At 59.0% G+C, this 20,892-nt stretch carries 20 protein-coding genes; 12 read left to right on the forward strand and 8 right to left on the reverse strand.

Annotated features, from left to right (window positions below; translation table 11 throughout):
- The 4 genes from glcE (at position 1) to FFS21_RS32435 (ending at position 3,749) form a co-directional block, all read left to right on the forward strand.
- Complete coding sequence (gene glcE / locus FFS21_RS08195) at positions 1–1,074, forward strand: glycolate oxidase subunit GlcE (RefSeq protein WP_062794395.1); 1,074 nt, start codon at positions 1–3, stop codon at positions 1,072–1,074.
- A gap of 10 nt (positions 1,075–1,084) precedes the next feature.
- Entirely contained in the window at positions 1,085–2,344 is a 1,260-nt protein-coding gene (glcF, locus tag FFS21_RS08200) for a glycolate oxidase subunit GlcF (RefSeq protein ID WP_043358198.1), read from the forward strand.
- 127 nt (positions 2,345–2,471) lie between these two features.
- On the forward strand, positions 2,472–2,996 hold the full coding sequence (locus FFS21_RS08205) for a gamma carbonic anhydrase family protein (RefSeq protein ID WP_043355330.1): 525 nt from the start codon (positions 2,472–2,474) through the stop codon (positions 2,994–2,996).
- Between the two features lie 387 nt (positions 2,997–3,383).
- On the forward strand, positions 3,384–3,749 hold the full coding sequence (locus FFS21_RS32435) for a MarR family transcriptional regulator (protein WP_224040759.1): 366 nt from the start codon (positions 3,384–3,386) through the stop codon (positions 3,747–3,749).
- A gap of 257 nt (positions 3,750–4,006) precedes the next feature.
- Here FFS21_RS32435 and FFS21_RS08215 read toward each other — a convergent pair whose 3' ends face one another.
- The 5 genes from FFS21_RS08215 to FFS21_RS08235 all read right to left on the reverse strand — a co-directional run bounded on the left by FFS21_RS08215 (position 4,007) and on the right by FFS21_RS08235 (position 9,203).
- A complete protein-coding gene (locus FFS21_RS08215; RefSeq protein ID WP_062794397.1) occupies positions 4,007–5,434 on the reverse strand; it encodes an NAD-dependent succinate-semialdehyde dehydrogenase in 1,428 nt (475 codons plus the stop codon).
- Between the two features lie 62 nt (positions 5,435–5,496).
- The gene (locus FFS21_RS08220; protein WP_043355327.1) at positions 5,497–6,465 is read right to left on the reverse strand and encodes a Bug family tripartite tricarboxylate transporter substrate binding protein; all 969 of its coding nucleotides are present in this window, start codon (positions 6,463–6,465) and stop codon (positions 5,497–5,499) included.
- 31 nt (positions 6,466–6,496) lie between these two features.
- Positions 6,497–7,693 carry an NAD(P)/FAD-dependent oxidoreductase gene (locus FFS21_RS08225; RefSeq protein WP_062794398.1) on the reverse strand — a complete coding sequence of 399 codons (1,197 nt, stop codon included), beginning with the start codon at positions 7,691–7,693 and terminating at the stop codon, positions 6,497–6,499.
- Positions 7,693–7,890 (reverse strand): ferredoxin, encoded by a 198-nt coding sequence (locus FFS21_RS08230; RefSeq protein WP_043355325.1) that lies wholly within the window; start codon positions 7,888–7,890, stop codon positions 7,693–7,695. The genes FFS21_RS08225 and FFS21_RS08230 overlap by 1 nt, the downstream gene beginning before the upstream one ends.
- Before the next feature lie 23 nt (positions 7,891–7,913).
- A complete protein-coding gene (locus FFS21_RS08235) occupies positions 7,914–9,203 on the reverse strand; it encodes a cytochrome P450 (protein WP_196765234.1) in 1,290 nt (429 codons plus the stop codon).
- 1,035 nt (positions 9,204–10,238) lie between these two features.
- Between FFS21_RS08235 and FFS21_RS08240 the strand changes: the two genes are divergently transcribed.
- The 3 genes from FFS21_RS08240 (at position 10,239) to FFS21_RS08250 (ending at position 13,899) form a co-directional block, all read left to right on the forward strand.
- A complete protein-coding gene (locus FFS21_RS08240) occupies positions 10,239–11,615 on the forward strand; it encodes an MFS transporter (RefSeq protein WP_063778466.1) in 1,377 nt (458 codons plus the stop codon).
- Positions 11,608–13,233 (forward strand): GMC family oxidoreductase, encoded by a 1,626-nt coding sequence (locus FFS21_RS08245; protein WP_196765235.1) that lies wholly within the window; start codon positions 11,608–11,610, stop codon positions 13,231–13,233. The genes FFS21_RS08240 and FFS21_RS08245 overlap by 8 nt, the downstream gene beginning before the upstream one ends.
- Positions 13,234–13,560: 327 nt before the next feature.
- Entirely contained in the window at positions 13,561–13,899 is a 339-nt protein-coding gene (locus FFS21_RS08250) for an EthD domain-containing protein (protein ID WP_052495067.1), read from the forward strand.
- A 230-nt stretch (positions 13,900–14,129) separates the two neighbouring features.
- Here the strand turns inward: FFS21_RS08250 and FFS21_RS08255 are convergent, their stop codons facing one another.
- On the reverse strand, positions 14,130–15,128 hold the full coding sequence (locus FFS21_RS08255) for an AraC family transcriptional regulator (RefSeq protein WP_043355323.1): 999 nt from the start codon (positions 15,126–15,128) through the stop codon (positions 14,130–14,132).
- A 16-nt stretch (positions 15,129–15,144) separates the two neighbouring features.
- On the opposite strand from FFS21_RS08255, the gene FFS21_RS08260 reads away from it, so the two are divergent.
- The 3 genes from FFS21_RS08260 (at position 15,145) to FFS21_RS08270 (ending at position 17,424) form a co-directional block, all read left to right on the forward strand.
- Positions 15,145–16,209, forward strand: a complete 1,065-nt coding sequence (locus FFS21_RS08260; RefSeq protein ID WP_306418434.1) for a sterol desaturase family protein — start codon at positions 15,145–15,147, stop codon at positions 16,207–16,209.
- 10 nt (positions 16,210–16,219) lie between these two features.
- Entirely contained in the window at positions 16,220–16,627 is a 408-nt protein-coding gene (locus FFS21_RS08265; RefSeq protein ID WP_043355321.1) for a DUF4345 domain-containing protein, read from the forward strand.
- 461 nt (positions 16,628–17,088) lie between these two features.
- Positions 17,089–17,424, forward strand: a complete 336-nt coding sequence (locus FFS21_RS08270) for a helix-turn-helix domain-containing protein (protein ID WP_043355318.1) — start codon at positions 17,089–17,091, stop codon at positions 17,422–17,424.
- A gap of 88 nt (positions 17,425–17,512) precedes the next feature.
- Here the strand turns inward: FFS21_RS08270 and FFS21_RS08275 are convergent, their stop codons facing one another.
- Positions 17,513–18,739, reverse strand: a complete 1,227-nt coding sequence (locus FFS21_RS08275; RefSeq protein ID WP_043355303.1) for a tyrosine-type recombinase/integrase — start codon at positions 18,737–18,739, stop codon at positions 17,513–17,515.
- A 526-nt stretch (positions 18,740–19,265) separates the two neighbouring features.
- Here FFS21_RS08275 and FFS21_RS08280 point away from each other — a divergent pair.
- Entirely contained in the window at positions 19,266–20,297 is a 1,032-nt protein-coding gene (locus FFS21_RS08280) for a DNA-binding protein (protein WP_043358190.1), read from the forward strand.
- A gap of 120 nt (positions 20,298–20,417) precedes the next feature.
- Positions 20,418–20,558: an H-NS family nucleoid-associated regulatory protein gene (locus FFS21_RS32885; protein ID WP_370459387.1), complete on the forward strand. Its 141-nt coding sequence runs from the start codon at positions 20,418–20,420 to the stop codon at positions 20,556–20,558.
- A 25-nt stretch (positions 20,559–20,583) separates the two neighbouring features.
- On the opposite strand, the gene FFS21_RS08290 is transcribed toward FFS21_RS32885, so the two are convergent.
- Positions 20,584–20,847, reverse strand: coding sequence for a helix-turn-helix domain-containing protein (locus FFS21_RS08290; protein ID WP_043355301.1), 264 nt, complete (start codon positions 20,845–20,847; stop codon positions 20,584–20,586).
- Positions 20,848–20,892 lie beyond the last annotated feature (45 nt).

The following is a 20,892-nucleotide window of genomic DNA, read 5'->3' on the forward strand; positions in this document are numbered from 1 at the left end:
ATGACGACGATCCCCACGGAAGTGTCTCATCTGATTGAGACAGTCCTGCATGCAAGAAAAACGAAGACCTCTCTCAACATCGTTGGCGGCGGTACGAAATGCTTCTACGGTGAAGAGCCGTCGGGTGAACCGTGTGATGTCCGGCGCCTCAGCGGAATTTGCAGCTATGAACCGTCTGAGCTGGTTGTCACCGCTCGTGCAGGCACACCGCTAGAAGAACTTGAGGCCGTGCTGGCCGAGCACAATCAGTACCTTGCCTTTGAGCCGCCACGCTTTGCTAAAGGAAGTACTGTCGGAGGAGCGGTCGCGGCAGGTCTGAGCGGGCCAGCACGCGTCGGGGTAGGGTCCATTCGGGACTTCGTTCTCGGCGCGACCATGATTAACGGCAAAGGCGAGCTTCTGACATTCGGCGGGCAAGTGATGAAGAACGTTGCCGGTTATGACGTTTCGCGTCTCCTGGCGGGCTCAATGGGAACACTCGGTGTTATCTGTGAGGTCTCGCTGAAGGTTCTGCCCATTCATTCATCGAGGATCACCCTGTTCATTGAACGCGACGAAGCAGGGGCGTTGTCTCTCTTAAACGGGCTGACTCGGCAAGCATTGCCAGTCAATGCGAGTGCCTGGCACGACGGAAAGCTGTTCCTCCGACTGAGTGGTGCAGCCTCTGCTGTCACGGAAGCCAGAAAGCGTTTGGGCGGGACTGAGCTGGAACCAGACGAAGCGTTGTCCTGGTGGGATGCCGTCCGCGACCACCGCCACGACTTCTTTTCACAGAGCGACGCGCCTCTCTGGCGTGTTTCCGTTCCGGCAGTCTCCCAACCCTTCTTGGCCGCGAATCAGCTTATTGAATGGGGTGGTGCATTGAGATGGCTATACACCGACGATCCCATCGAGGACGTTCGGGAAATGGCGTCATCGCTTGGTGGTCACGCCACGCTGTTCAGGGATCCGCATCATAGGAGCGGCGTGTTCACGCCACCGAGCGATGCGCTCTTCGAGATTCATCGCAATCTCAAGCAAGCGTTTGATCCCGATGGCATCTTCAATGTTGGTCGACTCTACCCCGGCCTGTAAGGGGCTCCATATGCAGACAAAACTAAGTCATGAGTTTGCCAACACTCCAGAAGGGGCGGAGGCCGAAGAGATTCTGCGCAAGTGCGTGCATTGCGGCTTTTGTACGGCAACGTGTCCGACTTACCTGCTTCTGGGCGATGAACGTAACGGACCCCGGGGACGCATCTACTTGATGAAGCAGTTGCTTGAGGGGGAAGAGGTCACAGCAAGCACCCAACAGAATCTAGACCGCTGCTTGACGTGCCGGAACTGTGAAAGCACCTGTCCCAGCGGTGTCGAGTACGGCAAGCTAGTTCACATTGGGCGGAAGCTAGTCGATGAGCGAATTCCTCGTCCGCCAAAAGACCGCGCGGTGCGTTGGCTGCTGCGTGAGGGGCTAACTTCGCCATTGTTCTTGCCGGCCATGAAGATTGGCCGAATGGTTCGGCCGCTACTTCCTTCCAAGCTCGCCAACAAGCTTACGCCGAGCAGACCTGCGGGTCAGCGCCCAACGCGCCGCCACGCCAGGAAAGTGCTCATGCTCGAAGGTTGTGTGCAGCCGGCGATGATGCCGAACATCAATTCTGCGACCGCGCGGGTACTCGATGCAGCCGACTTTCAGGTTGTAAGTGTTCCTCGAGCCGGTTGCTGTGGCGCGATCCGGCTGCACACCGGAGATCACAAGGGCGGCCTCGATGATATGCGCAGAAACATCGACGCCTGGTGGCCGGCGATTTCCAGCGGTGAAGTCGAGGCAATTGTCATGAACGCGTCCGGCTGCGGCGCGACCGTGAAGGACTACGCCGACTTGCTAAAGCATGACGCGGAGTACGCCGAGAAGGCAGCTCGGGTTAGCGAGTTGACCCGCGACCTGAGCGAATTGCTTCCTGAACTTCTGCCAAGACTGCGCGGCAAAGTCAAAGCGTGCGACAAGCCGGCCTTGGCGTTCCATCCGCCGTGCACGCTGCAACACGGCCAGAAGCTGCGGGGAGTGGTGGAGGAGCATCTGGGACAGTTGGGCTTTTCCGTTCATCGTGCCAGCGTGGAGAGTCACCTTTGTTGCGGCTCAGCCGGCACCTACTCCGTTCTGCAGCCCGAAATTTCACTCCAGCTCAGAGACCGCAAGATCGAGCATCTGAGCGAGAAGCAACCTGACTGCATCGTGTCCGCGAACATCGGTTGCATCCAGCATTTGCAAAGTGGAACGCCCACGCCAGTAAAGCACTGGATCGAGGTACTGGATGATGCAATCGAGCCGGCAGTCCAACCAGAGGAACAAGTATTTATCTAGCGGCAGGGCAAGAAACGGCGTCGAAGTCGGCACGGGCTGCGAGAGCGGCCCATGCAGTAGTGTTTCGCCTCCTGCAAGTAACGCGGTCGGCGAAAAGTTAGTCACATCAAGATAAGAGGAGCATTTTGTGGCGATCTATCGAATTGGAGAGAAAGAACCGACAATTCATCCGAGCTCGTATGTATCCGAGCATGCGGTAATCATCGGCGACGTGGAAATCGCCGAAGACGTGTCCATCTGGCCCGGCGCTGTGATCCGCGGCGACAATGAAAAGATCACGATTAGGCGAGGCGTGAACGTCCAGGAGGGGGCTGTGTTGCACACCGATCCTGGCTTTCCCGTCGAGGTAGGCGAGATGGTCTCCATTGGACACCAGGCGATGCTTCACGGTTGCAAGGTCGGAGCACGTAGTCTGGTCGGCATTCAGGCTGTGATCCTGAATGGATCCGAACTCGGACAACAATGCCTCGTGGGGGCCGGATCCTTGATCGGCGAGCGCAAGAACTTCCCGGCAGGAGGCTTGGTCATGGGCACACCTGCAAAGCAGGTACGTGAACTAACGGAGGAAGTCAAAGCTGCGATCGAGAAGAACGCTGACGACTACATTAACAAGGCGAAGACGTACAAGAAGGACCTGGTCAAGCTGAGTTAGCAAGCTCCGCGCGTCGGCGGATCAAGCGTCGACGCCTTGAGACGAGAGCGCCAGCCAGCGCCTCGTCTCGTCATCCCTCTCCATCAAGATTGGTGCTCCGGCCATCGCGAACGAACGCGACAAGGCCCGGCCTTGAGTTGCTACCCGGCCACAGGCACAGAACCCCTTCACGCGCCGCCGCTGTCTGCGTGGTCGCTACCCTCACCAGTCGGACCATATCGACTCGGTGCCTCCAGGTACTTCGCGCGATCATTCTTCACTGAATCGTTATATCATCTGCTCAGTGATTGCCCCCTTTTTGTAGACATGACAGAACCTACGGTTGAAATGCTTGCGGACGAACTTAGACCCCGCTTGATGCGGATCGTTGTAGCGCTGCGGCGGGAAATGAGAGCGGCGCACGTGCCCCCCGCGCAGAGCGCTGTTCTTAGTGCATTGCTCGTAAGAGGGCCGATGCGAGTTAGCGATCTGGCCAGGAATGAAGGCGTCAGATTGCCTACGATGACGCAGATTGTCGGGCGGATGGTCGACGCCGAGTTAATCGCGCGCTCCGCACCCGTCGGCTCGTACAACAACATGATTCAGATTACTGATGAAGGCCGGGCTGTGGCCGGCAAATTGGCCGCACAGCGGACGGCGGCACTGGGCAAGCGCATGGAGGGATTGACGCCCGAGGAGTTGCAGACGGTGATCGCGATGTTCCCCATCATCGATAAGATGTTCAAAAGAGAACCGTGGCTGGACCACGAGTAATACCAACGAAATCTTCCTGGAAGACGACACGATTCGAGAAGGCTTATCGCTAGCCGGCCGCGCTTGCGCTGCAACTGCGGAGCCATGCAGGGAGTTGTCAGAGTCGCCGAGAGCAACCGCATCGCCCAATATGGGGCGCACTGCCGCGACCTATACGCTAATAAAAAAGGCGCCTAACACTCACTTAGGCGCCAAAACCTGACTGGGAACGTAGCTTCGGGGGAAAGGGCGACGTATCGCCCTTTGCGGCCCCCGATCTACACTTGAGTTACAAATTTCGTGACGAGATAGCCGTCGAACGTCTCGGTCCCACCCTCACTCCCGATACCGCTATCTTTAATGCCTCCAAACGGTGTTTCGGCGAGAGCGCTTCCAAAGTGGTTGATGTTGACCATGCCGGCCTCAAGGCGGGTAGAGACAGCATGCGCTGTCTTCGCTGACTCGGTAAACACGTAAGACGACAGGCCGTAAGTCAGTTTGTTCGCCCGTGCCAGCACCTCATCCAGATCGTCGAACGCTACAACCGGGGCGACAGGGCCGAATGGCTCGCAAGTCATGAGCATGGAGTCGTCTGAAATGTCTATAACGACGCTGGGCGCGAAGAAATGTCCTGTGTCGCTGCACCTGGTCCCTCCCACGACAACCTTTCCGCCGCGCGCTTTGGAGTCGGCAATCAACCCTTCCATTGCAGCAACACGGCGTTGGTTTGCGAGCGGTCCCATCTGTGTCGAGCTGTCTATACCGTTGCCGACCCGCACTGCGCCAATGACGTCCGTAAAACGCCTGAGGAACCTATCGTAAGCCCCGCGCTGGACGAAGAAGCGGGAGGGCGAGACGCATACCTGACCAGCGTTTCGCAGCTTGTAGTTTGCAAGCATCTCGGCGGCGGTATGGACATCCGCATCGTCGAAGACGATTGCAGGGGAGTGACCACCAAGCTCCATAGTGATTCGCTTCATATGGGATCCTGCTAGAGCTGCTAGTTGTTTGCCAACAGCAGTGGACCCCGTAAAGGAGATCTTCTGGACCAGCGGAGATGCAATGAGGTGTGCTGACACCTCCGCCGGGACGCCAAATACAATGTTTAAGCAACCAGGAGGAAGGCCCGCATCATGGAACAGTTGAGCGATCGCCAGCACGGCACTCGGTGTCTCTTCTGGTCCCTTCAGAATGATCGTACAGCCTGCGCCAAGCGCGGCAGAGATTTTCCGGATCGCCTGATTGAAGGGAAAATTCCAAGGGGTGAAGGCTGCGCAGACTCCGACCGGCTGACGTAGCACGAGCTGGCGGACGTTAGGGTTGCGGCTGGGGATCACGCGGCCGTAGATCCGCCGAGCCTCTTCTGCATGCCAGTCCGCATGCTCTGCACAAACCGTTACTTCGCCCACGGCTTCGTGCAGAGGCTTCCCCTGGTCAATGGTCATGTTGCGGCCGATTTCCGGCGCCCTTTGACGGGCGAGCTCCGCAACTTTACGCAAGATTGCACTGCGTTCCAAAGGCGATGAGTCGCGCCACGTCAGGAAAGCTCGATGAGCCGCCTCGACGGCGGTGTCGAGGTCCTCGCGGGTGGCGAGCGGCAGTCGCCCAACGACCTCCTCCGTCGCAGGATTGACTACGTCCTGGTGTCGCCGGCCTTCAATGCCGAGAAATTCGCCATTGATGTAAAGGGATAATTCTGGATACACAGCGTGTACTCCAATGACTAAGAGGTTAGCTACGAAATTCTGTGCTTGTGACGGAGGTCGATCTATTCGAGCTTAAAATCACCGACCTTAATTACTGCATCAATGCTCTTCTTGCGCTGCTTAAGGTAGCCCTCGAAATCCTCCGGGGACTGCGTAATGACTTCCATTCCAGTGCCTTGCATCCGCGTGCGAAGCTCGCCGTTCTTCAAAATCGTAGCGACATCGCTCTGCATTTTTTTGATTGCGTTCTGGGGCATCTTGGCAGGCGCATACAGGGCGATGGTTCCCGTAAGCTGGACGTCAATCCCCGCTTCCTTGAATGTAGGGACGTTTGGCAGCATAGGCGAGCGTTCTGGCGTCGACACGGCAAAGGCCTTCACTTTTCCAGCCTTAACGAGTTGCGCGATCGGTGCCATATCGATCATGAGCATATCGATCTCGCCTGAAACGATAGCGGGGACACTTTGCCCAGCACTCTTGTAGCCGACTGGGGTCATCTTTACCCCGGTCTTTTGCGCGAACTCCTCCATACCGACACGCATGCCCAAGTTGGCCCATCCGTACGTGAACTTCCCGTTGGCCGCACGAGCTGCCTTAATGAGGTCAGCGAGGTTGTTGTATGGCGCGGAAGCCGGGGTCACCACAACGAGTGGGGTTGCGGCTAGCCCGCTCACAAGGGTGAGTTCCTTGGTGGGATCGACAGCAACAGTGGGGCGCAAGTTTGCGTCGATGATCAACGTGGACGGGGGCATGACCAGAAGGATCGAACCGTCCGGTTCAGCTCGCGCGACAGCCTTGCTGGCGATCGCCCCGTTTGCGCCTGGCCGATTTTCGACGATTACGGGCCGATTCCAGATTTTTGCCAGCTCTTCGCCAACTGCGCGTGCAACTACGTCGGTGCCACCGCCCGGTCCGTAGCCAACAAAGAGCCGGACCGGCAACGGGCCAGATTGCTGGGCGTACAGGATGGAGGGCAGGGCCAGGGAGCAGAGTAGGACTGCTCTGCGGATAGCCGAAGCGGGTTTTGTCATGTTGTCTCCTCTTTTATTATGAAATACAGCCTTAACCTGCTACCGCAGCTGGAGCGTGGCTCTTCGTCCACTCCTCCTTCAACAGCTTGATGTGCTCACGCGCTTTTCTACTGGCGTTCCAACTAAGAACGCCCATCAAAACGTCTCCCTGGTAGTAGCGAAAGATGCAGGAGTCGTCTTTCAGTTGATCCCCTTCGACAACTTCAACGGTGTATTGAGGGCCGATGCGTCCGTAGCTGTGGATTTGGACCTGGTACTGATCCGACCAGAAGAACGGCAGCGGAGCGTATTCAACGCGAGAGCCGAGCATGTTCTTTGCCGCGGCCATCGCCTGTTCGCTTGCATTCGTCCGGTGTTCAATACGCATGTGCTCGCCGTAGCCTTTGTGAAACCACTCTGCAGCATCGCCGGCGGCATATACGTTCGGGGCTGCTTCACAGTATTCATTGCAGACTACGCCGCTGCGGATGTTTAATCCGCTGCACCACTGCACGCTGGGAACTGCGCCGATAGCCACAACAATTACGTCGCAAGCAATCACAACCCCAGTGTCCAAGCGGACTTCGGTAATGGTGCGGTCACGCCATTTCACCTCCCTGAGTTCGCAGTCGTTGTGGAAAACCACGCCGTTGGCTTCATGGAGTTTTTCGATCCGCTTCCCAACGATATCCCCGACTCGCGCCCCGAGAGGAACTTTCGACTTGTCGATGACGGTCACCTCACAGCCGCTGGTCTTTGCAATCGCCGCTAACTCTGTGCCGATGAAGCCCGCGCCGACTACTAGTGCCCGCTTTCCGGCAGTCAGATGTTCCCGAATCGCCAGCGCGTCGTTTAAGTTGCGCAGGCTGTAGCAGTTCGCCGCCTGGCTGAGGTTGGGAATCACTCGAGCGTCCGCGCCCGTGGCGATCAGCAAGCGATCATATTGAAGTGTGGAGCCGTTGCTGAGTTGCAGTGAACTGGCGTCCGTATCGAGGCCGGTGGCCGATGTCCCGTCCAGGTAGTGCAGGTTCAGCGCCTTCATGCCGTCTTCGGACACAAGGTTGAGCGCCTCTACCGGACATTCTCCTGCCATCAGCCGCTTTGAAAGAGGAGGGCGGTCATAGGGCATGCCGCCTTCCTTTCCAATCAGCGTGAGCCGCCCTCCCCAGCCCTGTGCGCGCAGCGCTCGTGCTGCCGTGATGCCGGCGGCCGAGGCGCCGACAACGACGATGTGCTCGGGGGAGTTCATCACTGATCCTCGTGAATCTCGATGGCGAGCGCTGGGCAGATGCCAGCCGCCAGGCGTGCTGATTCGAATTGGTCAGCCGACGGCTCTGCGTTCAAGAGAATGACGATGCCATTGTCCTTTTGGTCGAACAGATCCGGCGCGTTGACGACACATTGACCAGAACCGCAGCACTTTTCGGGGTAGATTGTGATTTTCATGATGCTTCTCATTTAAGTCGGGATTACCAGCGAACAGGGAGTTCCTTGACGCCATACATGAGTGAATCGCCCTTGAACTCAAGGCTTTCCACGGGAACAGCAAGCTCGAGGTTCGGAAACCGCTCCAGCAAGGCGGTGAACATGATCTGCATTTCGAGCCGTGCGAGGGGTTGACCGATGCACTGATGCGGGCCGTATCCGAACGAGACCTGCGTCCTTGAATCTCGGCGAAGGTCGAACACATTCGGATCTTCAAATTTCGAGCTGTCGCGATTGGCCGAGACACTCAGCACTACAACGGGGTCGCCCGCCTGGATCATTTGTCCGTTCACGACAATGTCCTCGGTCGCGACACGACGCTTTCCTGAATGTGTGACATCCAGATAGCGCAGAATTTCTTCCACCGCATTTGGAACGAGGCTTGTGTCTTGTCGAAGCTCATTCCAGATATCCGGTCGTTGCAGGAGGAAAAGCACTCCCATTGCGGTCGTATTCGCCGTGGTCTCGTGGCCGGCAATCAGCAAGAGCCTTGCAAGGGAAACAACGTCCGTTTCGGTGATATCGCCCTTTCGTACGTGATTGACGATGAGGCGGCTGAGGATATCTTCCCCGGGGTTCTCCGATCTCTTCGCCACCAGGCCCTTCAGGTACACCTCGCACAACTCATGATTTGCGGCGATGGCCTCCTCAAGCGTCGCACTACTCGACGTCAGGACCATCGCCAGTTCCTGAAAGAAGTCATGGTCTTCGTACGGAACGCCAAGCAACTCTGAGATCGCCAATGCCGGCGTAGCCAACGTAAAGGCGCTAACCAGGTCGGAGGGTTGAGGCTTTGTTGCGAAGTCGTCCAGCAGCTTGTCTACGATCGCCTGAATCCGCGGGCGAAGGGCCTCGATTTTGCGGATCGAGAATTCACCTGTCAGCATGCGCCGATGCTCTGCATGCTTGGGTGCATCCATGGTGATGAAGGTCCGGTTACTACCCCGGGCAACTTTCATTGCAGCACTGACAGTGGGATAGCCGGGATTCGTAATGTCAGAACTAAAGCGAGGGTCAGACAGGACCGAGCGGACGTCGTCATAGCGCGTAATCAGCCAGGCGATCTTTCCGTCCCAGAGCCTAGCTTGCCCCAAGCCGCTTCCTTGCTGCATCTGGAAGTACACCGGCGGCGGCGACAAAGGATCGACCCGTTCGGGCGGAAAGTCGGGGATGCCGCTGTCCCCGCCAGCGTGCATCGGACACGTGGACTGCGCAGGTGAGGCCGCGTGAAACGGGCAGCCAGTCGACTGCGTGGGGGTTTGGGGGGCGGTCATGAATATGTCTCCGATGGGAAATTGTGAGTACATATTAGGTAGCCTACCTACTATATGCAAAAGGGGTTTACCCTAATCGGTGCAGAGGATTGACCTCGCGTCACAAATCTCGAGCGGGACCAGGGGTGGGAGAGGAGGGCGTGGCTAGACTGGGGGAGCCCAGTTGGCCTGAAGGCGGGCGACCGCCGATTTCAGTGGTCAAGATATGCCGCCGGTGACCCACTGGGTATGCGCGAGGACTGTTTGCCTTCTGGTTGTTATAGCTCGTCCCAGGGTAGATATGCGGTCCGGCCGGGCTGGCTGACGACAGAGGTCGGTACCGAGTGAGGCGCGGCCGGAGGCCCGCTTGGGACCTGCTGGAGGCCACCTTTGACGCCGGGACCTTCCGTAAGGTCGGGATCGCAGGGCTTCGGTTCTTACCTATGCATAGGCGTGAAAAAACACCCGCATGGACGTGGGGTTAGAAGTGCGCGATCGCCACCACTCGCTGACCAAGGGGGCAGCCTCACGACGCGTTGTTAAAGAGGCGCGGGGGGACAGTGAAGCCGGTGCAAGAAGGCAAGCGAGAAAGCCGAAGCGACCTCGCTTTGGCAGCCTACAAATCAAATAAATAGGCTCCAGCTCTCCCCTAACTCGGCACTGAGGTACTCGAACATCGACATGAATCGAAAGCGCTCCCATTGATTGAACGCCTCGCGTACCGCTGCCATCAGTGACATAGCTACCTCCGGGGTGATCGACTTTAGTTAGGGGGGCCACCGCAAGAAAAAAGCAGGTCTTTCAACACTCGTTCGCATCGGCGCATAGCCCATTCCACGATGCAATCGATTACATAGAGCGTAGGTCGCCACGATGGTCTGTCAAGATAAAGCGTAAAAGTGTCATTTGCGGCTCAAAATCAGCCACCTGACTTCGTTGATGGGAGGGTAAACGCCTATTTGATTGTAATAGGTAGGCTACCTAATATTTACCACAAATAAGAGTAAGCGCGCTTCGGTTTTTCAAACATTGCTTATAGAAGTGGAGACAAAATCAATGCAACATCATCCCCGAAGAGGTTCGACCCCCACCCCCCAGCGGGTCCGGGATGTTCTCAAGCCGATCTCCGGTGCCGCCGTGGGAAACATGCTGGAGTGGTTTGACTACTCGTTGTATGGCTATCTTTCCGCCACCCTGGCGAAGGTGTTCTTCCCAAGCAGCGACCCGATCGTTAGCCTGATAGCGGCTTTCGCGGCATTCTCCGTCGCATTCGTTACCCGACCACTCGGCGCTCTGTTTTTTGGATCGCTGGGAGACCGGCTTGGACGGCGCGATACGCTCGCGATTGTCGTTGGTTTGATCAGCGTTTCGACGGGGTTGGTCGGTGTCCTACCGGGATACGAGGCGATTGGCATCGCCGCTCCTTTGCTGCTGGTAGCCCTACGCATGATTCAGGGATTTTCCGCGGGAGGCGAAGCAGGTGGAGCACTCGCATTCCTTGCCGAGTACGCCCCGACACGCCGGCGTGGCGTTGTGATCGGGTTCTTCGGTATGTCGGCTGGAATTGGTGCGTTGAGCGGATCCGGTCTTGTTCTGGCGATCACCAGCATTTTTGGTCAGACGGCAGTTGAGGCATGGGCCTGGCGATTGCCCTTCCTGATCGCTGGTCCGATTGGGTTGGGTGCGTTCTGGCTGCGGCTGCGCATCGAGGAAACACCGGCATTCCGGTTGCACTTGGAACGCGAGGGCGCGGCACAAGCACCATTGCGCGAAGCCCTTCGTGACGACTGGCGAAGCATTGTCAAATGTCTTGGCGTAGCGATCTCACACGGCATCCCTTACTACTTGATCCTGGCGTATCTCCCGTCTTATCTCGTGTCAACTGGACGGTTGAGTAGCGGGCAAGCTCTAGCGGCGTCCGGCCTGGCCTTTCTGGGTTCAGTGATTGTGATCCCATTCGCTGCAGCGCTATCCGACCGCGTGGGTCGACGACCCGTCGCCTTTACGGCGGCATTGGCATACCTCGTCGTTGCGCTTCCTTTGTTCCGGATCGTCGTGGGCTCGACACCAGAGGTGGTAATTGCCACGATGGCTAGCGTCGGGGTATTGATGGGGATGTATGGCAGCGCGCCGTTCTGCATGATGACGGAGTTGTTTCCGACACGCACACGCTACAGCGCCATGTCGGTAGGCTACAACGTGGCCATGGTGCTATTTGGCGGCACCGCTCCTTTAATCAGCGCTTCTCTGACGAAGCTGACCGGAAACCCTTCATCACCCGCCTATTTCATGATGGGGGGCGCAGTGTTGTCTATTTTTGCCATCTTGGCGTCTCCTGAAACGTCACGAGTACCGATTGATGAGCTCGGACAGTCGGACGAGCACATTCGCCGCGTGCGCATGGCGCTCAAGGCATCGGCTCGCGTTGAGTGATCTCCTGATTATGAAAACCGCTACATACGACTACATTGTTATCGGCGCCGGCTCGGCAGGGTGTGTTCTCGCTTCTCGGCTGAGTGAAGATCCCAGCGTCAAGGTACTGCTGATAGAGGCGGGCGCTCCCGCGTCATCCATCTTTGTTCAGATGCCGGCAGGGATCCGGGTTCTCTATAAGAGCCAAAAATTCAACTGGCGCTATTGGACGGAGCCCCAGACACAACTGGACAATCGGAATATTTATATACCCCGGGGCAAGGTGGTGGGCGGTTCATCCTCGATCAATTCCATGATTGCTATCCGGGGGAACCGATCCGATTACGACAACTGGGCATCTCAGGGCCTGTCGGGCTGGGACTATGAATCCCTTCGTCCGTACTTTCGAAAGATTGAGGATGCATCACTGGTAACGAAGGCGAGGAATGACGATCGCGGGTACGCGGGTCCGATTCGCCTGTCATACGGCACGCAGCAAAACGCCATATCGACTGCGTTCATAGAGAGCGCAGTATCGGCCGGTATGCCGGAGAACAACGGATTCAATGGGGCGTCGCAGGTAGGCGCAGGATTCTACGAGCTTACGATTGCCGAGGGAAAGCGATCCGGTGCTTATCGTTACCTGGATCGAGCAGGTAACCGATCCAATCTGACATTGATGGCGAACTGTAAAGTCCGCAGGATTCTCCTTGCCGGAAAGCGAGCGCAAGGCGTAGTGATTGAGGATGGATGGGAGGAGGTGGAGCTTCGCGCGGACCGCGAAGTGATTCTGACAGCAGGGGCCATTGCCTCACCGCAACTCCTGATGCTTTCGGGGATCGGACCGGCCAAACATCTGCAGTCGATTGGTATCGCTCCCGTGGTCGATCTGCAAGGCGTCGGTGAGAACCTTCAGGACCATCTTGATTGCGCGATTCGCTTAGAAGCGTCGCAGCCCAATACGCTCACGCCCTATATCGGCCTGGTAAGAGGCGGAATGGCAGGAGCTCGCTATCTTCTTTCAGGAGGCGGGCCGGCTTCCTCTCAAGGCGTTGAGGCAGGAGCATTTTACAACTCCGACAGAAATCCGGATCTGCCTGAGTGGCAGGCCCATCTGATCATTGCGCTGCGCAATCCACCGCCTAACGAAAAAGTTCCCCACGGATTTGCAGTCCGCGTATGCCAGCTGCGTCCAAAAAGTAGAGGCGTGCTGCGACTGCGTTCTTCAGATCCGTCCGATTCTCCCCGAATCGACCCTCGCTTCCTCTCAGACGAGTCTGACCTGGAGAGTTTGGTGCGCGGCGTGGAACGCACGTGCGAGATTGTCGACCAGCCGGCGCTCCGGAAGTACATCAAACGAAGGCTCGACATCGATGCTTTCTCCACCGGTGCAGCCCGTAAGGCATGGATACGCTCGCATGCGGAAACCATCTATCACCCGGTTGGCACGTGTCGCATGGGAGTCGACGACAACGCTGTTGTTGACGAGGAGTTGAAAGTGCGCGGGGTTGAGAACTTGAGAGTAATTGATGGATCTGTGATGCCAACGATCATCAGTGGGAACACGAACCTTCCCATTATGGCCATGGCAGAGAAGGCCGCAGACTTGATACGAAATTCACGCACATCCGCTCGTTGAAGTTTTCGGAGAACTCTGTTCACTGGCGTTTCGAGCTTGCTCCGTCGCCTTCTTCCCGGTTGTCCCCTTACACGGGGACGAAAGGTTGCAGCATAGATTTCCCAGCATCGAATGGGAACGTCTACGGGCTTGCGTCGTTTGATGGAAGCGTTGGGCCACACCCTTTCTCTCAAGCGCCGAAACCGCCGGAATGCCAAAGCGCGGGTTCCAGCAAAGAGGACCACGTGAACAAGGGACTCGCCAGTCAACACATACCCATCACGGGCGCGTCACAGGGCATCGGCCGCTGGACATTCCCTGTACTTCAATAACCTTAAGGAGATAAGAATGGTCAAGTTCACCTATCTGGTACTCACGAACGCGGTTCCGGGGCGTGAAGAAGAGTTCAATCGCTGGTATACCGAGCAGCACCTTCCAGACGTGTTGCGCGTACCGGGCGTGGTGAGCGCACAGCGCTTCAGTCGCACGGAGCAGCAGCGAAAAGCGGGGCCTCATCCGTGGCAGTACCTGGCACTCTATAACTGCGAGGCCGCTGACCCGCAGGTCGTCACAGATGGGATCCAGGCTCGCGTCAACACAGCGGAGATGCAAATGAGTGACACGGTGGGCGATGTCAAATATGGTTGCTATTTCGAGCCAATCACCGAGGTGATTCGCAGTAAGTAGACGGCATGGAAGTACCTGCTTTCCCGTCGTCTCAAAGATGAGTCGGGTAGAAGCTCAACAGCTTCTCCGCCACGTGAGGCGACGGGCCAGGGCGGGTCGCTTACTCCGCCGTAGCGGCGATGGAAGGCCATGCAACCCGGTGCGAGAGCTTGGGACTTGGGCCGAGGAGGCCAGCCTAAAACCTTCAGCGCTGCAATCACATGGGCGACTGCGCTGTTGCCCGTAGCGGATCACGCATCCATTTCGCGGCGCCAGGCTTGCGGGCTCTGCGATGTCCATCTCCGGAATGCGCGAGTAAATGCACTGTGCTCCGAGTACCCAAGTATCCAGGCCACCTCAGCGAGCGAAAGCCGTGGATCTTTTAGGTAATTCTCTGCAATCCGGCGTCTCGTGTCGTCACGTAGCTCGCGAAATTTCAGACCCAGTTTGTCGAGTCGCCGCTGCAACGTGCGGGGGGTCATGTGCATGGAGGAAGCCACTGTTTCAAGGCTCACTTCGCCTTGACGCGCGAGCCCGGCTACCGCTTGCCTGATGGCATGTTCCATGTCATCCATCTTCGGCATGGCACCCAGCAGAGCCTGTACCTGAAGCTCCATGATTCGCAGTAGCGCTTCATCAGGTTGACGCAGAGGCGCCTGCAAAAGGTCGACGGGGAAGCGCAGACTCGTCTCCGGTTGGTCGAACTTCACCGGGCAGCCGAAGTATGCAAGATAAGGGGTGGTGTCTTGAGGTGTTGCGTTAACAAAGCACACCTCCTCCAGCCTCACATCACCATCTGTCATGGCTCGCGTGAAACGGGTCATCGCAGCCAAGGCCGTTTCGTCAACGAGCGGCCCCGTTGGTTCCGTCGAACGGGGCCACGTCATCACGACGGACTTACCTTCGGTTCTTAGCTCCGCCGGCGTAACGTTTGCAACCACACGGTCGTACTGTTGCCAGCGTTGCAAGACAGCCCCGACGTCAGGGCAAGCCCCAAGTGCGTATCCAAGCACGCCGAGATGCGCAGGCGCAATGCGCTGGCCAACGTGCAATCCGAGGAGCGGATCATTGCAAACCTCGGCGGCACGCTCAAGCAAACGCCGCCAGTGATCGAGCGCGTAGAGTCGCACTTCCTGGCAATTAGGGCTGGATTCCCCCAGCACATGCACGGCATCCAGCCCTTGGTCCTGCAAGTAGTCGAAAAGCAGGTTCACGTAGGTGCTGGCGTAGTAAGCGGTGGGCGCGGACATGGGATGACAATGAACAATGTCGCGAAGTGTCAAGAAAGTGTCGAGGACTGTCAATGCGGAGGGTCACCAGTTTGATCAAACTGTCGGCAAGCCAAGCGAACAGGAGTCTAAATTGCCGTCCGATATGATGAACTGGCTGCATTCCATATTTGGGAAGTCCGTGGATTGGAAGCAGGCGTTCATGCTCAGCATGGTTCCTCTCTTCATCATTGCATTCAGTCTCGAGACCCTGATCAATCGAAGGCGTAGAGCCGAATCGACACTGAACTGGAAAGAGGTGTGGGCGAACATCGCATTGGGCACCACTTACCAGATCATGGAGCCCCTGGGAGTGGCTCTTGTGACAGGATCCATCTATGCGTGGGTATATTCAAAACGTTTGTTTGATATCCCGGTGGACGGTTGGACCATTCTCCCAATCATTCTGTCGGTCGAGTTCTGCTACTACTGGTTTCATCGCGCCAGCCATCGAATCCGCTGGTTTTGGGCGGCGCACGTCGTTCATCATACCGGCGAGAACATGAACTTCACTACGGCGGCACGACAATCGATGCTCAATGTGGTCGCTGGGAGTTTCATCTTTTTCCTTCCTCCCGTGCTCCTCGGTGTGCCGCCGGCCGCAGTCGCACTCATCCTGGCCGTGAATCTGTCCTATCAGTATTTCATTCATACCGAACTGATCCGCCGCCTTCCTGGCTGGATTGAGTACATCTTCAATACACCGTCCCATCACCGTGCCCATCATGGCCGAAACGACCAATATATCGACAAGAACTACGGTGGCATGTTGATCATTTTCGATCGCATGTTTGGCACTTTCGAAGAAGAACGGGAGACGGTGCAATACGGCATCACCCAACAGATTAAGTCCTACAATATCCTGGTGCTGAATCTCCACGAGTTTGTCGACATGTGGCGTGACGTGATGTCACCGGGGCCCGTGTGGCAGCGACTGCAACACCTGTGGCGGCCGCCGGAATGGGTGCGCCGTGGTCATGAACCCATCCACACATGGACGGTGGACAGGAACGAGCCGACCGGCAGTGAGTCGACACCCACTCCGTCAACGTCCGCTACCTGAGAGCCAACTCATGCATCGCCTCTCTCAAATATACCTGGCCGTTTCGGCACTGGCTTTCCTGCTAATTGGCTTGCATACGTTTCACGACCCCGCTACGGCAATGGCGGGCCTCGATATGCAACCCCATTCGGTGAATGCCTTCAATGAGATCCGTGCCAACTACGGTGGCATGCATCTCGGTATCAGTCTGTTGCTGGCCCTGGGTCTACTCTCGAAGGCGTGGCGAAAGCCCTCGATGTGGATCAACGTCGTGTTCACCAGCGGCCTGGTGCTCGGGCGGCTGGTCAGCATTTCCGCTGACGGGTGGCCAAATGATCTCGTTCGAATGTTGCTTGGAATCGAAGCAGCAGCGGCATTCACCGGCCTAGCGCTGTTGTGCTTCCTCAACAAACATGATGCGCGCTCTTCCATGAGATGAGCGCTCACTTTGAGCGCCCGCGACGCGTGGACATGAGGTCATCGTTCACCCAGTCCTATCAAGTTAAACTCGCACCGATCAACCTCCACCTGTCCTGATACCGGTCTTGCGGACAACGCGCGAGATATCCGCGTTGACGGGCTTCACCGCTTTCTAAGCATCCTTTCATCGCGACGGGTCCGACGCAGCGAAGAGAACGCTAGCTCTCCCGAGAGCAGTCAAGGTGTTGGGGCCTGGCCCCAGTAGAGACTACGGAGGTTGCGTCCAGGACCGTAGTGTTCGGTCTCTTCTGGGGTCTTTCGATGCCGTGTCTGCAATTGCCACCCTCTGCGAAGTGCTTATTAGCAGGCGCAGATCTTTGCCGGCATCCGGCCGCCATTGTGAGAGTATAATTTCACGATAGTGAAACAACACAGAAAACCGCTCTCCACGCTGGTGTTCCTTTTGCAAGAACGACCTCCATGCCACGACCACTACCTGATCCGAAGCCACCGTCGCGTGCGACGATTCGCACCATTCACCAACTGGGCGACCGCATTCGAGCAACGCGGGCAGGGAAAAGGATGCCCATTGACCAGGCGGCAAGACATTGCGGGGTCTCGGTCGGCATGCTGTCCAAGCTCGAGAACGGCAAGGGCGTCAATCTCGAGCACGCCCTGCGTGCGTTGGACGGACTGGGTTTGGCGATGCTGGTCGTTCCCAGGGCGCATGCGCCTTGGCTTGAACAGGCAGCGGCCCATACGGCCAAGATCGGCGAGGACGCGGCCAGGCGACAGCACGCCTGGCTGGAAGAGTAGTAGAGGCCTGCGATCAGGCTGGGCATCAATCTCTGATGCGATCCCAGATCGGTGCGGAAATGCACTTCGCTTGGTGTGCTGACGCGCCTTATGCTTTCCTGATCCATCCGATGCGGTGCCGCTCCTGCGTGGCCTCGTGCCGCGCATCCTCTTCGCTGTGCAGATAGCCGCTCGTCGTCGACAGCGAGCTGTGCCCAAAGTTGTCGCGCACATAACGCAGGTCGACCTGCTGGTCGGTCATATGCGAGCCGGCGGTGTGGCGCAGCCAGTGGGCCGAGGCGCTGGCCAGCACCGCGGCCTGCGCCCCCCACTCGGGCCCGCGCGCCCGCAGGCGCTCCGCGGCCATGCCAAACACCTCTTTCAGGATCAGGTGCAGCGCGCCGCGTGACAGGGGTTTCTCGCCACCCTCTCTGCCAATCACCGGCAGCACCAGTGGCCGCGTCTCCCCGAACTGCGGGGTAGGCGGCAGGTCGTGGGCGCGACGGTAGCGCGCGAGTTCGGCAATCAGTTCGTCGGTCGCCGGCACCAGCCGGGTCTTGTTGCCTTTGCCGGTCACCTCGAGCCACCAGCGCTCGATGCCCTGGCCATCGCGCCGGCAGAAGAACGCGCCCATGGGGGTCGCCGTCAGCTCGGAGGCGCGCAGGCCGCCCAGATAGAGCACGGTCAGCACCCACCGGCAGCGCGCGGCGTGCCGGCGTTCCCGCGCGGTCTCGGTCGGCATGGCCGCGACGGTGTCTTTGACCGTTTCCCACAGGTCGTGGCTCAGATAGCGGGTGATGCGCGCTCGGGTGGGGGCGCGCCGGCGGCGGGCGAGGGCAAGCGGGTTGCCGGCCAGGTAGCCCGCCTCGGTCAGCCAGGCGAACAGCGCGTTCAGGATCACCATCGCGTGGCGCACGCTGGACGGCGACAGCGGCCCGGCAAACGGGCGCCAGTCGGGGTGGCCGCGTGCAAGCTTCTTGCTGCCGGCCAGCACCCAGCGCGCGGCGGGTTGCGGATCGGCGAGGAAGCGCTCGTAGGCGAGCAGGTCTTCGTGCGTCAGCGAGGACAAGGGCTTGCCCACCTGGAGCACGGTCCACAGGATCAGCCGCTCCACCTCGCGGCGATAAGTGGTGAGCGTCGCGGTGCTGTCGGCATAGCGCGCGAGCCAGGCGGTGACGGCGGCCAGGTCGTCGGCCGCGGCGATCCGCGTGGCGCTGGCGGGCGCGCGGTTGCTGCCGGCCGCGCCGGACAGCGCCGGGGTCAGGCGCAGGCGCTCCAGCGGGGTGGGAAGCGGGGCGGCCAGGCCATCCAAAGGTTTAATCGGGAGCAGTTCCATGGTGTATCGGCCTAAGCGTCGGTTTGCACAAATTTGTTCCCGCTGGTCGCACGCCAGCAAGCCGATTGCAGGGCGATGGTAACAATATTGCGTCGAGAAACGCTGCAAGAAATTGTTCCCCCAGCCGACACTTGAAGCAATTTTGTACCTTCCCCCAACGCATCGGTCCGTCGTCAGCCTTCACCCCGCCGACGGCGCGGGGCGATCCGATGGACGGGATTCAGCTGCGCAAAGCGATGACGTTCGCCGTCAGGCGTGCCACGCAAGCTAGCCGAGTCACGCCGCGCCTGCCGCCGGTGCGTGCGCTCCAGCGCGCCAGCCAGGCGTGCCCATGGGGGTCGGGAACAAAATTCTGCAAAAAGAGGGCACAAATTTATGCATACCGACAGGGGCAGCGTGGGGAGGCGATTCGAGCCAATATTATAGACATAAGCGTACTTATGTCTAAACTTTTACACGAATCTTGTTATCCACTACGTATTACGTAGTAATATTTAACTCTGAATGTCCAAAAAGGTGCTCGACCATGACGCCAGACGCTGTAGATCCCCTTCGCCTCGAAGCCGAGGTCGAGCAGTTGCGGCACCTTCACGCCGACACGCGCACGCTCTACCGCGAGGTGTGCGGGCTGCTGTTCTTTCGCTACGGCATCACGCCCACCACCAACAAGCTCTATCAACTGGTGCGCAAGGGCAGCATGGGCACGCCGGCCCAGGCGCTGCAGCAGTTCTGGCAAGACCTGCGCGCCCGTTCGCGGGTCACGATTGACCATCCCGATCTCCCCGACAGCCTGAAGCAGGTGGCTGCCGACGCCGTCCAGACCATCTGGCGCGCCGCCGGCGAAGCCGTCTTGGCCGAACTCGCCGCGACGCGCCAAGACATAGAGGCGCAGGAGCAAGTCGTCGCGGCCGAGCGGGATGCCGCGCAGATGGCTTTCGCCGACGCTCAAGCCGCGCTCACCGCGCTCGAGCGCGAGCGCGAGGCGTTGCGGGCTGAATGCCGCCAGTTGCAGGAGCAGGTGGCGCAGGCGCGCGGCGCCGAAGCAGCCGCATCGACGCACCGGGAGGCCTTGCAGAGCGAACTGCTGGCGGCGCGCGAGCAGGCGGGCGCCGCGCGCAGTGATTTCCTGGCGGAGCTGGAGCGCATGCGCGAGCAACTCGAAGCGATGGAGGCGCGCGGGGACGCTGCCGTGCGGCGTGCCCAACTGGAATTGGACCAGGAACGCACGGCGCGGCGCCAGAGTGACCGGGGACTCGATGCGGCGCGGGTGGAGGTGGATCGCTTGCGCGACATGCAGCGGCAGGAAGCGGTGGCCGCGGCCGAAGCGCTGGGTAGTTGGCAAGCCCAGGCGCAGGCGGCGCAGGTACGTTGCGCGGCGCTGCAGGACGCGCAGGAGAGCGGACAGCAACAACTGGGTGCCGCCCAGGAGGCCTTGGCAGAAATGACCCGGCGGGCCGAGCGTGCCGAGACTGAACGGGACCTGTCGCGCGAGTTGCTGGGCAATTGGCGCGACGGCGCCAAGGTGCGATCCGGGGCACGGCGCAAGGCCGCCGCCTAACCGCTTCGAGCCACCGCCCATGCACGCGCCCCATGAGATTGCCCGCGCCGACGCCATTCGCTGGGTGCGTATCAAGATGGCGCAATCGGGCCTGACACTGGCCGATTTATTGGCGGCCGGCTGTTTCGCGCCCACAGCGGCACGGCCACGCTACCGCAAAATGCCGAGGGGCAAACCTGGGATGGGCGAGGGGAGCGTCCCGACTGGTTTCAGCGGGCCATCAACGCCGGACAGCAGCCGGAATTCTTTCAGATCGACTGAGGAATCTGCGCCAAACGCCCCTGGCTCAATGACGCGGGGCGCGCTTGCGCGGGGGCGTCACGTCTGGCACGCGAAACAGTTCCGCGACCGGGACTTCCAGGGCGAGCGCCAGCCGTTCAATGACGTCGATCGACAAATTGCGGGCCGCCCTTTCGACGTGTGCCAGAAACGAACGGTCCATGTCCGCTTGCCAGGCCAGATCTTCCTGCGTCCATGCATAGGCCGCGCGCAGTCGCCGAATATTCAGGGCGAGCAATTCACGAGCGGAGGGCTGATGGACACGGGACATGCGTCCATATTGCGGACCGTTCCCTTATCTGTCAGTGGTCGTTGA

This window comes from Cupriavidus sp. 2SB (assembly GCF_005503625.1).
GTDB lineage: Bacteria > Pseudomonadota > Gammaproteobacteria > Burkholderiales > Burkholderiaceae > Cupriavidus.